This window comes from Muricoccus radiodurans, from assembly GCF_050154705.1.
In the GTDB taxonomy this organism is placed as follows: domain Bacteria; phylum Pseudomonadota; class Alphaproteobacteria; order Acetobacterales; family Acetobacteraceae; genus Roseomonas; species Roseomonas radiodurans.
In genome coordinates, this window is the sequence record NZ_CP189561.1 from 4,767,127 (window position 1) to 4,780,326 (window position 13,200).

Genomic DNA, 13,200 nt, shown 5'->3' on the forward strand with positions numbered 1-13,200 from the left:
TACAGGAGGAGCGCGACATGAGCGACGAGAACTACGACGACGGCCTGGTGCATTCCCATGGCTGGGCCACCGACAAGGCCGGGCCGGTGATCGCGGCGAAAGCGCCTACCACGATCCCCGAAGCCGGCTACGATGACGGCCTGGTTCATTCCCATGATTGGGCACGCGGCGACTCCCGGACGGTGTAGCCGGGGGATCAGAGCTCGCGGCCGGACCCCCGGGGGCAAGGTCCCCCGGGGGTCCTTCATATCTCCAGCGCAGGCGGACGGGAGCAGCGCGCCGGGGCGCACCGACGCCGCTCCATGTCGTGTCGTCGCCGCCCGGGCACCGCGCCGGCGCCGCCTGTAGGTCCGCGGGACGGCGTCGGCGGGCGGCGCGTCGCCGTCAGTGCGGCTTCTTCGGCATGTAGAGGTCGGTGATGGTTCCCTCGAAAGCCTCGGCCGCCATGCCCACGGTCTCGGACAGGGTGGGGTGGGGGTGGATGGTGGAGCCGATGTCGGCGGCCTCCGCGCCCATCTCGATGGCCAGCGCCGCCTCCGCGATCAGGTCGCCGGCCGAGGAGCCGACGATGCCGCAGCCGATGATCCGCTCGGTGCCCTCCTCGAACAGGACCTTCGTCAGGCCCTCGTCGCGCCCCAGCGAGAGGGAGCGGCCGCTGGCGGCCCAGGGAAAGACGCCCTTGCCGTAGTTCACGCCCTTCGCCTTCGCCTCGTTCTCCGTCAGCCCGACCCAGGCCACCTCCGGGTCGGTGTAGGCGACGGAGGGGATGACGCGGGCGTCGAAGGCGCTGTTGCGTCCCGCTGCCACCTCGGCTGCGACCTTGCCCTCGTGCACGGCCTTGTGGGCGAGCATCGGCTGGCCCACCACGTCGCCGATGGCGAAGATGTTCGGCACGTTGGTCCGCATCTGCAGGTCCACGGGAATGAAACCGCGCTCATCCACCCGGACGCCGGCGTTCTCCGCGCCGATCAGCCTTCCGTTCGGCCTGCGCCCCACCGCGACGAGAACCTTGTCGAAGGTTGCGGTGGCGGGTGCGCCGCCGCCCTCGAAATGGGCCGTCAGCCCCTCCGGACCCGCGTCCACCTTCGTCACCTTCGTTTTCAGGTGGATGGCCTCGTACTGCTTGCCGATCCGCCGGGCGAGTGGGGTCACGATGTCCTTGTCCGCGCCCGGGATGATCTGGTCCATCAGCTCCACGATCGTCACCTTCGTGCCGAGCGCGTGATAAACGGTCGCCATCTCCAGCCCGATGATGCCGCCGCCGATCACCAGCAGCCGCCCGGGCACGCCGTCCAGCGCCAGCGCGCCGGTCGAGTCGATGACGCGCGGGTCGCCGTGGGGGACGAAGGGCAGCGTGACCGGCTCCGAGCCCGCCGCGATGATCGCGTGCTCGAAGCCGATCGTGGTGCGCTTCCCGTCCTCCGCCTCCACGGTCACCTGGTTCGGCGCGGTGAATCGGCCGGTGCCGGTCACGACCTGCACCTTGCGCTGCCGCGCGAGGCCGGACAGCCCGCCCGTCAGCTTCCTGACCACGCCGTCCTTCCACCCGCGCAGCGCGTCCACATCCACCTCGGGCCGCGCGAAGCGGATCCCGTGGGCTCCCATCTCCTCCGTCTCGGAGATCACCTTCGCGGCGTGCAGCAGCGCCTTGGAGGGGATGCAACCGACATTCAGGCAGACACCGCCGAGGTTCGGCCACCGCTCCACGAGGACGACCTTCTTGCCGAGGTCGGCGGCGCGGAAGGCCGCGGTGTAGCCGCCCGGCCCGGCGCCGAGGACGAGCACCTCCGCGTGCAGGTCGCTGGAGCCGGCCGCGGGCTTCGCCGAGGGGGCAGGGCCGGACGGCGCGGCGGCGGCGCCGGAGGCCGGCCCGGTTCCCGCGTCCCGGGTGGAGGAGCCGTAGCCCGCCTGCCCCTCGCCCGGCGCGTGGCCCGCGCCGCTGCCGGTCGCCGCCCCGCCACCGGCGCCCGCCCCCGCGACCTCCAGCGTCAGGATGACGCTTCCCTCCGCGACCCGGTCCCCGACCTTGACCTTCACCTCGACCACCGTGCCGGCCTGGGGCGCCGGCACCTCCATCGTGGCCTTGTCGCTCTCGAGGGTGATCAGCGGGTCCTCGGCGGCGACCGTCGCGCCGGGGGCCGCATGCACCTCGATCACCGGCACGTCCTTGAAGTCACCGATGTCGGGAACCCGGACCTCGATCGTGCTCATGCTGCCGTCCCTCCTCAGAGCACCAGCTTCCGCACGTCCTCGAGGACGGTGCAGAGGTGGCGGGCGAAGCGGGCCGCGAGCGCCCCGTCGATCACCCGGTGGTCGTAGGAGAGGCAGACCGGCAGCATCAGCCGGGGACGGAACTCCGTCCCGTTCCAGACCGGCGCCATCCGTGACCGCACGACGCCGAGGATCGCGACCTCCGGCGCGTTGACGATGGGGGTGAAGGCGGTGCCGCCGATGCCGCCGAGCGAGGAGATGGTGAAGGTGCCGCCCGACATGTCGGCGGCCGTGAGCTTCCCGTCGCGGGCCTTCTTCGAGATGGTGCCCATCTCCTGGCTCAGCTCCGTGATGCCCTTGCGGTCCACGTCGCGGATCACCGGGACCACCAGCCCGTCCGGCGTGTCCACCGCGATGCCGACGTGGTAGTATCTCTTGAGGATCAGCGCGTCCTTCTCCGGGGAGAGGGAGGCGTTGAACTCCGGGAATTTCCGGAGCGCCGAGACGCTCGCCTTCAGCAGGAAGGCAAGCATCGTGACGCGGTAGCCCTCGCCCTTGGCCGTCCCGTCCAGCTCCTTGCGGTAGGCCTCCGTCTCCGTCACGTCCGCCTCGTCGCTGTGCGTGACATGCGGCACGTTCAGCCAAGCGCGGTGCAGGTGCGGCCCGGAGAGGCGCTTGATCCGCGACAGGGGACGCGACTCGATGGGGCCGAACTTCGAGAAGTCCTGCGCCGGGATCTCCGGGATCCCCGCCCCAGCCGCCGGCGCCGAGGCCGCAGCGGGGGCGGGCGCCGGGGCGCTGAGGAAGGCGCGCACGTCCTCCTTCGTGACGCGGCCCTTCTCGCCCGTGCCCTTCACCTTCGTCAGGTCCACGCCCAGCTCACGGGCCAGACGCCGGACAGCGGGGCTCGCATGAACCCCCGCGAAGCTTTCCACCGCCTCGCCCGGCCCGGGCTGGGAGGAGGGAGAGAGCCCCGGCGGCGGCGCCGGGACCTGGTGCTTCGGCTCTGGTGGCTCCTGCATCGCGAGCACGGAGGGGGCGGAGGGAGGTGCCGGCTCGGCCGATCCGTCGCCGCCCCGGAAGGTCACGATCGCCGTGCCCTCGCTCACCCGATCGCCCACCTTGACGAGGATCTGATCCACGACGCCATCGCGCGGGGCGGGAACCTCCATCGTCGCCTTGTCGGATTCGAGCGAGATCAGCGGGTCGTCGGCCTTCACCTCGCTGCCCGGGCCGACATGCACCTCGATGATCGGCACGTCCTTGAAGTCCCCGATGTCGGGGACCGTGATCGCGTTCACTGCGGCCATGTGCGGCTTCTCCCATGGGCCTCTCCGCGCCGCGGCGCGGGGCCGGTTCGTGTGCTCAGACGGCGAGGGGGTTCGGCTTCTCGGGATCGATGCCGTAGCGCTGGATCGCCTCCGCGACCTTCGCGCGCGGCAGCTTCTGATCGCGCGCGAGGCTGTCCAGCGCGGCGACCGCCACCCAGTGCCGGTCCACCTCGAAGAAGTGTCGCAGCTTCCGGCGATAGTCGGACCGGCCGAAGCCGTCCGTCCCGAGCACGCGGTATCGGCCGGGAACATGGGGCCGGATCTGCTCCGCGAAGATCCGGATGTTGTCGGTGGACGCGATGACCGGGCCCTCCCGCCCGCGCAGCATGTGCTCCACGTAGCTCGCGCGGGGCTCCTCCTGCGGGTGCAGCAGGTTCCAGCGTTCCACCGCCTGGGCGTCGCGCGCCAGCTCCGTGAAGCTCGTCACGCTCCAGATGTCGGACTTGATGCCGAAGTCGCGCTCCAGAAGCTCGGCGCCGGCGATCACCTCGCGCAGGATGGTGCCGCTGCCCATCAGCTGCACCCGTGGCCCTGCGCCCTCCGACGCCCGGAAAAGGTACATGCCGCGCAGGATGCCCTCCTCCGCACCCTCTGGCATCGGCGGGTGCTCGTAATTCTCGTTCATGACGGTGAGGTAGTAGAAGACGTCCTCCTGCTCCGCATACATGCGGCGCAACCCGTCCTGGACGATCACCGCCACCTCATAGGCGAAGGTCGGGTCGTAGGAGACGCAGTTCGGGATCACCGAGGAGAAGACGTGGCTGTGCCCGTCCTCGTGCTGCAGGCCCTCGCCGTTCAGGGTGGTGCGGCCCGCGGTGCCCCCGACGAGGAAGCCGCGCGCCCGCAGGTCGCCGGCGGCCCAGGCCAGGTCACCGACGCGCTGGAACCCGAACATGGAGTAGTAGATGTAGAACGGGATCATCGGCGTGTCGGAGTGGCTGTAGGAGGTCGCCGCCGCGATCCAGGAGGACATGGCCCCCGGCTCGTTGATCCCTTCCTGCAGCAGCTGGCCGGACTTGTCCTCCTTGTAGAACATGAGCTGGTCGGCGTCCTGCGGGCGGTAGAGCTGCCCCACCTGGCTGAAGATGCCGAACTGGCGGAACATTCCCTCCATGCCGAAGGTGCGGCTCTCGTCCGGCACGATCGGCACCACGCGCTTGCCGATGTTCTTGTCGCGCAGCAGTGTGTTGAGGACGCGCACGAAGGCCATGGTGGTGGAGATCTCGCGTCCCTCGCCCGAGCCCTTGAGCTGCGCGTCGAAGGCCGACAGGGGCGGCACCTGGAGCGGAGTGGACCGGGTTCGCCGCTGCGGCAGGTATCCGCCCAGGGCGCGGCGCCGCTCGTGGAGATATCTGTGCTCCGGCGATCCTTCCTCGAAGCGCAGGAAGGGAACCTCCTTGATCTGCTCGTCGGTGAGCGGCAGTCCGAAGCGGTCGCGGAACTCCTTCAGATGCGCCTCACCCATCTTCTTCTGCTGGTGGGTGATGTTCTGACCCTCGCCGGCCTCCCCCATGCCATAGCCCTTCACGGTCTTGGCAAGGATGACGGTGGGCTGGCCCTTGTGCCGCACCGCTGCGGAATAGGCCGCAAAGACCTTCAGCGGGTCGTGGCCACCGCGGGTCAGCGCCCAGATCTGGTCGTCCGACATGTCGGCGACCATCGCCTTCAGCTCGGGATACCTGCCGAAGAAGTGCTCGCGGACGTAGGCGCCGTCCTTCGACTTGAAGTCCTGGTACTCGCCGTCGACCGCCTCCTCCATCCGCTTGAGCAGGATGCCGGAGGTGTCCTTGGCCAGCAGCCGGTCCCAGCCGGTGCCCCAGAGCACCTTGACCACATTCCAGCCCGCACCACGGAAGATCCCCTCCAGCTCCTGCACGATCTTGCCGTTGCCCCGCACCGGGCCGTCCAGGCGCTGAAGGTTGCAGTTGATGACGAAGACGAGGTTATCGAGCCGCTCCCGGCCCGCGAGGGAGATGGCGCCGAGCGATTCCGGCTCATCCGTCTCGCCGTCGCCGAGAAAGGCCCAGACCTTCCGTCCCTCGGTCTGCGCCAGACCGCGTCCCTGCAGGTACTTCAGGAACCGCGCCTGGTAGATCGCCATCAACGGGCCAAGCCCCATGGAGACGGTCGGGAACTGCCAGTAGTCCGGCATCAGCCAGGGGTGCGGATAGGAGGAGAGGCCCTTGCCGTCCACCTCCTGCCGGAAGTTCAGCAACTGCTCCTCGGTCAGGCGCCCCTCCAGGAAGGAGCGGGCATAGATCCCGGGCGACGAGTGGCCCTGGACATAGATCAGGTCGCCGCCATGGCCCTCGTGCGGGGCGTTCCAGAAGTGCTGGAAACCAGTGTCGTAGAGCGTCGCAGCGGATTGGAAGGAGGCGATGTGACCGCCCAGCTCGCTGCTGACCTTGTTGGCCCTCAGCACGATGGCGAGCGCGTTCCAGCGGATATAGGAGCGGATACGGTGCTCGATCTCGCGGTTTCCGGGATGCCGCTCCTGGCGATCGGGCGGGATGGTATTCAGGTAAGGCGTGTTGACCGAGTAGGGAACCGGCGTGCCCCAGCGCCGCGCGCGGCCGATCAGCTCGCCGATGAGGTGCGCGGCCCGGTCCTGGCCCTCGACCTCGATCACACCTTCGAGCGATTCGAGCCATTCCTGGGTCTCGGCGGGATCAGGGTCGCGGAAGCTGTCCACGTCGTTTCCTTTCATTATTGTCTCTTGCCCGCCTCGTGGGCGGGCCCGCCAGCCGAGCCAGTGAGCGCTGAGTGAACCGGGCCGTCATGGTTGGGCGAGAGGAGGGGATGGCGTCCGGACGAGCGCCCTCCTTCCCTTCGATCCGGCCCGCGACGAATCCTCCGTCCGGGCCCATCGCGGTCGAGTGCCCTCCACGGCCGTCGCCGCATGGTGCCGAGAGGCGCGTGGCCACGGCCGGAAGTAGGACTCAGGATGCCATTCCCTGACCGGACATACCGCTCGCCTCAGTCTCCTCCACGTCAGTCTTGCCGGACAGAGGTGGGAAGCCGTGGACGCCGCCGCCCGTGCTCGTCATTGCTTCCTCCTGGATGGCTGATCGCTGAACGGTGCCCGCAGCTTGGGATAGGGCAGGGATGCTCATGTCCGCTCGCCATCGAGCGCAGCCAAGGGGCCGGGACTGCATGCGCGCGTGACTGTGATTGGGACGGGCGGCGCCTCCTCCAGCGGATCAGCGGTCGTCGAGGAGTGCTCGCCGTCATGCACGCAGCCCACACGGGAGGGGCGGCCAGAAGCCTGAGACACCGACATGAGCCCGGTATTGCTTCATCTGGTTTGTCGGACCCGGCGCTGGACTGCGACGACGGTTCCGTTCTTACGCGTGAACGAGCCAACTCAGCAAGCCGCGCGTCGGTAGCCACGCCAACGGCGGAGCGGCGCGGGCTTTCGTGCTCGGGCTTCCGGAGATGAGTCGGCGACGCTGCCGTCCCGCGACGGCCGCGGAAGGTCAGAAGCGGAAGGGACGCGCGCACACGCAGAGGAGCTCGTGGCCGATCGACGTCGGGCAAGGTGTGATCAGGCCGGCGCAGGGGCGTCGCCGACATGGAGGCGTGCTGAGGGTCCGCGTTGCGTGCTCGGCACGCCGGAGCTCTCGGCTCCAGCGAAGACCGGGAGCACGCGCCGCTCCCGCGCGACATGAGTTGCGCGGGGAAGAACGCTCTGCTTCGTCACCGACGGCTGCGCGTCGCGCAGAACGTTGGCGCAGTCCGCAACCGAGCTCCGATCCCGCGTGGTGCCGATGAGACGGAGCGATATCAGGACGGACAAGGCGCATGACGCATCGTACAGATCAGATCATGCGGGCTGGGTTCGGATCGCCGGTCGTGTCGTTCCCGCGCGGCCGCAGCACCGATGCTCGATCCGGGGAACGGCGTTCAGCGACGCGCGCGGGGTGTCGCCCTTGTGTGGGTGCGCCGGCGGCGCGCGGCGACGATCCCGTCGGGACGCCGCCGGATCTCCCGCCTCTGGTCCTGGAACCACCGAACGGAGAACACCAGCAGGCTGATCGCGAGAAGGCGGTCGAGGAGGAGAGGCTCGTCGAACTCGATCACCTTCCCCTGCGGCGTGGCCGTGCCTTCGTGGACGCAGATGTCGGCCTCGAAGGCGAGGAACGCCGCCACCGTCAGCACCGCCGCGATGAGGCCCAAATTCTGCACGCTCATGCGATGTCGCGTCGCGAGTGTGCTGACGGCTCTCGGCCAGTTCGCGCGGCAGGTCTGATGCATGGCGCCTGTATGGCCGGGATCCCTCCAGCAAGGGAAAGCCGCGCCTCCGCCGCTCCATGGGCGTGACTGTCAGGGGCACCCTGTCCGCAGAAGGGCGCGGTCGGCATCCGACAGCGCCTCGCCCAGTTGCGCCCGTTGCAGCACCGCCGTGCAGCGCCCCGACGGCGCAGCGGACGTCCCCGCCACCGTCCGCGGAGGCGGCCGCGGTGACGGCGGGACCCGCACCTCGAAGGTCACGACATCGGCCCGCACCTCGGGCCCCGACTGCAGCGCCCGTTGCAGGGCGGCGAGGTAGGGACCGGCCGGCTCCGTCGTGGGGCGCGCGCCCAGGTCCAGCGGCACCGGGCTGACCAGCGCCGTCAGCAACCGCGGCCCTGGGGGTGATCCGGCCGGCTGCACCACCGTGACGCGCCGCTCCGCCGCCGCCGCGGGCACCGGCACGTGCCGCACCGTGCCATCCGGCTGGAACAGATCCAGCAGCACCGCCTCTCCCCCAGTGCCACGGAGCGTGAGGGTCAGCGTGCCGCCCGCGGCCACCTCGCGCTGGGTAAGGGTCATGAGCCGGCCCGCGGTCACGCGGGTCGCGCGCACGGGCGGCGCCAGCAGGTCCACGGGCTCGCAGGCGAAGGCGGGCAGGAACTCCACCGCCTGCGGAGAGAGACGGATGCCACGCGTCGCCCCGGCCTGCCGGAGGAAGCCGTCCCAGTCCGGCCTGGACGGCGCCAGCCCGCTCACGCTGATCCGCCCGCCCGTCGAGGACACCTCCAGCAGGGAGCAGCGCTGCTCGCGCGCGAGCGTGATCAACCGCTCCGTCGGATCAGGGGCCGGCGGCGCCGGGCCAGGGCCGGCAGGCGGCGCGGGTTCGGCCACCCGCGCCGGCGGCACCGCCGCGGCACCGGCGAAGTAGAAGTCGCCCTCGATGGGAGAGGTGGAAACCCAGGGCTGCTGGCTGCCGCCCGTGGCGCGTTTCACCTGCAGGCCCACTCGGTTGAACAGGCGGAACACGTCCAGCCCTGGCTGCCGCATCGCCTCGGCCAAGGCCGCGGTATAGGGCGAGTTGGTCCCCATCCCGTCCACCGCCACGTTGCCGGGCTGCGTCGCGTAGGAGAGGAGGGTGCCTTCCGGCGCCCGCATCTCCGCGAGCCCGCCACCGACGGATCGCAGGCCGCGCGTGAGGAACGGATTGTTCCGGCAGGCGTCGAGCAGGACGAGGTTCAGCCGCGTCCCCGCGCCGCTCATCTGTCGCAGGACGAGGTCCGCATCCACCATCTGAAAGTCGAGGTCCTGCGCCCGGGTGGGGTTCGCATCCACCGGCACCAGCCAGTTCACGCCGCCCACCTGCAGCCCGTGCCCGGCGTAGTAGAAGAGCCCCACCTCCGCCCCGGCCAGGGCGCGGCCGAACTCCTGCACCTGCCGCGACAGCCCGGCCCGGTCGAGGTTCACCTGCGCCCCGCCGCCCACGAGCTCGAAGCCCAGGCCGCGCAGGGTCGTCGCCATGAGCTGGGCGTCGTTCGCCGCGTTCGGCAGCCGCTCCACGCTGCGATAGGCGGCGTTGCCGATCACCAGGGCGACGCGGCGCCCGGCGATCGGCGCATCCGGAGCCTGTGCGCCCGCCCCCGACGGCACTGCCAAGCCGATCAGCGCGGCCAGCAGGAGGAGGGCGGCGCGCATCGTCAACAGGCCGGGATGGTGCGGAATTCGACGCGGCGGTCCAGCGCGTCCGCCGCGCCGTTCGCCGCCGTGCCGACCAGCGGCCGCTGCGCGCCGGCGCCGGTGGCGACCACCCGGCCGCGCAGGCCAGGCGCTTCGCCCTCCAGCCGGGCCTTCACGGCCTCGGCCCTCAGCACCGACAGCCGCTCGTTCAACGCCGCCGAGCCTGACGCGCTGGTGTGGCCCGCCACCTCCAGGCAGGCGCTGCTCTGCGCGCCGCGGGTCGCGATCTGGCGCAGCCACATCGGGTAGTCGCCGCTCACCCGGGGATCCGCGACGAAGGCGGTGGAGCCCTCGCGGAACAGCAGCTTCACCGCCAGCCGGTTGTGGCGCAGGCCGTAATCCACCAGGTCTCCGAAGGCCGCCTCCGCCTCCGCCCGCTGCCCCAGCCGCGCGCGGGTGAGGTAGAGGCCGTTGAAGACGCGGAGCTGATCGCCGCCCGGCGTGGTGCGGGCGCTCGCATAGAGGTCCAGCGCCTCGCGGTAGCGGCCGGCATCATAGGCCTCGATCGCCTGGTTCACGGTGGCCGCCGCGATGATCCCGTTCAGGTAGGCGGGCGGGATGGGGTCGCCGGCGCGCGTGGCCTGGCAGGTGTCGATATAGGCGCGGCTGCCCGGGTCCTCGGTCCAGGTCGGGCTCTCAGCGAAGGCGCGGGTGGGGGTGGCGTCCACGCCCGCCGGCAGGGCCCGGGCGACGCCCTTGGCCGCGATCCGCCCGCTGCCGAGATCCGCCATGACGAGGCAGAAGCGATAGGCCTCCCGCGGGCCCGTCGGCTGGTTCTGCGCGTTCACCGGGGTGAAGGTGCCGACCATCACCAGCGGCGAGGCGGCGACGGTCGTGGCGTTGAAGGGCCGGATGTCGAATTGCGGGTAGCGCTCGCGCGCCAGCGCCTCCAGCCGGCTGCCGAGCGTCCGGGTCGCGGCGGACTGCTCTCCGGTCACGCCGTTCACCAGCGGGTCGATGACCACCACCCGGCGCGCCCCGCCCGTGCCCGCGGCGGAGAAGACGGCGTTGCCGGCATTGAGCACCGCCTGGTCGAAGGGCACCGGCGCGGGCGGGGGCGGCGCCGCGGCCGGGGTCGCGGTGCCCGCCGGCGAAAGCTCCGCGCAGGCGGCGACCAGCAGCGCCAACGCGAGGATGAGTCCTCGTTCCGGACGCGCCATGGCGGCTTCTCCCGAAGGCTGCCCGAACGGCAGCAGAATCACCGGGGGCGGGTCAATCATTCCTCTGTCGCGCCTGTCTCATTCTTGCGTCAACCTCCCCGGCCGTCACCGCTCGCCGGCTCCGGGCCGGACCGGCGCGCGGCGCAGGCCATGACATTTGCCCCGGCCGCCCCCCCCAGCTATGAGGCGCCGATGTTCCGCCCGTCCGTCCTGATCCCCGCCCTTGCCCTGGCGCTGGCCGTGGCGGCCGCGCCGGTGGACGCCCAGACGCCCCGGCGCCCGGCCCCCCCCGGCAACGCGCCGGCGGCCGAGGCCGCTCAGCCCGGCGGCAACCGCATCGTCGCGGTGGTGAACGGCGACGTGGTGACGGAGAACGAGATCCGTTCCCGCGCCCGGCTTTTCGCGCTGAACGTCGGCGTCTCGCCCGATCCCGGCCTCGTGCAGCGCATCCGCCCGCAGATCATCCGCCAGCTCATCGAGGAGCGGCTGCGCCTGCAGGAGATCCAGCGCCGCCGCATCCCGGTGACGGACGAGGAGGTGGCCGCCGCCATCAACGAGCTCGAGGGGCGCAACCAGATGCCCTCCGGCGGGCTACGCGCGCAGCTCCGCGCGGCGGGCGTCGAGCCGCGCGTCCTCTACGACCAGATCCGCGCCCAGATCGGCTGGGTCCGCTTCGTCCGCGCCCTGCTGGGCCCGAACGCCGAACCGTCCGAGGACGCGGTGCGGGAGATGGTGGCGGCCCAGACCGCCCGCGCCGGCCAGCCGGAATACCTCGTCTCCGAGATCTTCGTCCCGATCGACGATCCCGCCCAGTCCGAGGCGACCCGGCGCTACGTGGACGACGTGGTGGGCCGGCTGCGCGGCGGCCTGCCCTTCGCGCTGGCGGCCACGCAGTTCAGCCAGAGCCAGACGGCCCTGCAGGGCGGCGACCTGGGCTGGCTTCGGGCCGACCAGATGGAGCCGGAGGTCGCCGCCCTGGTGCAGCGCATGCCGCCGGGCGCCGTGTCCAACCCCATCCCGGTCCCGGGCGGCTTCCAGATCGTGGCGCTGCGCCAGAAGCGGGAATCGGGGCGGGAGAGCAGCGGGACGATGGTCTCGCTCCGCCAGGCCTTCCTGCCCTTCTCCTCCCCCCTGAACCCGCAGGCACCGACCGAGCAGCAGCGCGCGACGCTGGCCCGCGCCCAGGCCATCCGCGGCGGCTGCGACGCGGTGGAGGCCGCGAACCGCGCCGCCAACTCCCCCCGGCCCGCCGATCCCGGCCCGGTGCGGCTGGAGGGGCTGAACCCGCCGCAGCTGCGCCAGCTCGTCGCCGGACTGCCGGTGGGCCGCGCCAGCCAGCCGATCGTGACGCCCGAGGGCATCCTGGTGATCGCCGTCTGCTCGAAGGAGCAGCAGCGCGTCGCGGCCTTCACCCCGGAGCAGGCCCGCGCCCAGATCCTGCGCGAGCGGGGCGAGACCCTGTCCCGCCAGCAGATCCGCGACCTGCGCCGCCGCGCGGTCATCGAGATGCGGGAGTAGCGCCGCGGCCCCGCCGCCCGCCGCGCCCGGCATGCTCCCGACGCTGCGCGAGACGGTCGATCGGCACGGGCTGGCGGCCCGCAAGTCGCTCGGCCAGCACTTTCTTCTCGATCCCGCGGTCTGCGCCCGCATCGCCGCCCTCGCTGGCGACCTGACCGGCCGGCAGGTGCTGGAGGTGGGGCCGGGACCGGGTGGCCTGACCCGCGCGCTGCTGGACACGCCCGCCGCCCACGTCCACGCGGTGGAGCTGGACTCCCGCGCCGTCGCGGCGCTGGCGGAGCTGGCCGCCGCCCACCCCGGCCGCCTGAGCGTGATCGAGGCGGACGCGCTGAAGCTCGATCCCGTGGCGCTGATGCCGGCGCCGCGGGCGGTCGTGGCCAACCTTCCTTACAACGTCGGCTCCCCCCTGCTGATCGGCTGGCTGGCCCAGGCCGGTGCTTTCGAGAGCCTGACGCTGATGTTCCAGCAGGAGGTGGCGGAGCGCATCGCCGCCGCCCCGGATACGGAGGGCTACGGGCGGCTCTCGGTCGCCGCCCAGTGGCGCTGCGAGGTATCGCTCGTGCTGCGCCTGCCGCCCGGCGCCTTCTCCCCGCCGCCGAAGGTTTGGTCCGCGGTGGTGCGGCTGGTGCCGCACGCGTCGCAGCCCGATCCGGCACTGGCGCGCGCGATGGAGCGGGTGACGGCGGCGGCCTTCGGACAGCGGCGGAAGATGCTGCGCGGATCGCTCAAGTCGCTCGGCGGGGCGGAGGCGCTGCTGGGCGCCGCGGCCATCGAGCCGACGCGCCGGGCGGAGACGCTGTCGGTGGCGGAGTTCGAGATGTTGGCCCGGGCGCTGCTCGAGCGGGAGGCGGCGTGATCCGCCTTCTCGTGCTGCTGCTGCCGCTGATCGCGGTCGCGCCGGCGCGCGCGGCCGCCTGTGAGGACGTGCTCATCGGCGACAGCATCGCCGCCGGCATGGAGCCCTATGCCCGGGCGAGCGGCTTCCAGGTCATCGCCCTCAGCGGCGCGCCGCT

General features: G+C 71.7%; 8 protein-coding genes and 1 pseudogene. 3 read left to right on the top strand and 6 right to left on the bottom strand.

The genetic code is table 11. The annotated features are described in order from the left end of the window. Positions 1-17: 17 nt before the first annotated feature. Positions 18-188, top strand: coding sequence for a hypothetical protein (locus ACP6CK_RS22275; RefSeq protein WP_426955508.1), 171 nt, complete (start codon positions 18-20; stop codon positions 186-188). Positions 189-384: 196 nt separating this feature from the next. Here the strand turns inward: ACP6CK_RS22275 and lpdA are convergent, their stop codons facing one another. The 6 genes and pseudogenes from lpdA to ACP6CK_RS22305 all read right to left on the bottom strand — a co-directional run bounded on the left by lpdA (position 385) and on the right by ACP6CK_RS22305 (position 10,669). Further along, a complete protein-coding gene (lpdA, locus tag ACP6CK_RS22280; RefSeq protein WP_426955509.1) occupies positions 385-2,211 on the bottom strand; it encodes a dihydrolipoyl dehydrogenase in 1,827 nt (608 codons plus the stop codon). Positions 2,212-2,225: 14 nt separating this feature from the next. Then, positions 2,226-3,695: pseudogene (gene aceF, locus ACP6CK_RS22285) on the bottom strand (dihydrolipoyllysine-residue acetyltransferase); the annotation flags it as partial. After that, complete coding sequence (gene aceE, locus ACP6CK_RS22290; RefSeq protein WP_426955510.1) at positions 3,577-6,249, bottom strand: pyruvate dehydrogenase (acetyl-transferring), homodimeric type; 2,673 nt, start codon at positions 6,247-6,249, stop codon at positions 3,577-3,579. The gene aceE and the pseudogene aceF, both read right to left, overlap by 119 nt. 1,196 nt (positions 6,250-7,445) lie before the next feature. Then, positions 7,446-7,733 (bottom strand): hypothetical protein, encoded by a 288-nt coding sequence (locus ACP6CK_RS22295; RefSeq protein WP_426955511.1) that lies wholly within the window; start codon positions 7,731-7,733, stop codon positions 7,446-7,448. 132 nt (positions 7,734-7,865) lie between these two features. After that, the gene (locus ACP6CK_RS22300) at positions 7,866-9,467 is read right to left on the bottom strand and encodes a caspase family protein (RefSeq protein ID WP_426955512.1); all 1,602 of its coding nucleotides are present in this window, start codon (positions 9,465-9,467) and stop codon (positions 7,866-7,868) included. Positions 9,468-9,469: 2 nt separating this feature from the next. After that, positions 9,470-10,669, bottom strand: a complete 1,200-nt coding sequence (locus ACP6CK_RS22305) for an OmpA family protein (protein ID WP_426955513.1) — start codon at positions 10,667-10,669, stop codon at positions 9,470-9,472. 192 nt (positions 10,670-10,861) lie between these two features. Here ACP6CK_RS22305 and ACP6CK_RS22310 point away from each other — a divergent pair, with 192 nt between their 5' ends. After that, positions 10,862-12,187, top strand: coding sequence for a peptidylprolyl isomerase (locus ACP6CK_RS22310; RefSeq protein WP_426955514.1), 1,326 nt, complete (start codon positions 10,862-10,864; stop codon positions 12,185-12,187). Positions 12,188-12,218: 31 nt separating this feature from the next. Next, complete coding sequence (gene rsmA / locus ACP6CK_RS22315) at positions 12,219-13,043, top strand: 16S rRNA (adenine(1518)-N(6)/adenine(1519)-N(6))-dimethyltransferase RsmA (RefSeq protein WP_426955515.1); 825 nt, start codon at positions 12,219-12,221, stop codon at positions 13,041-13,043. Positions 13,044-13,200: the final 157 nt, after the last annotated feature.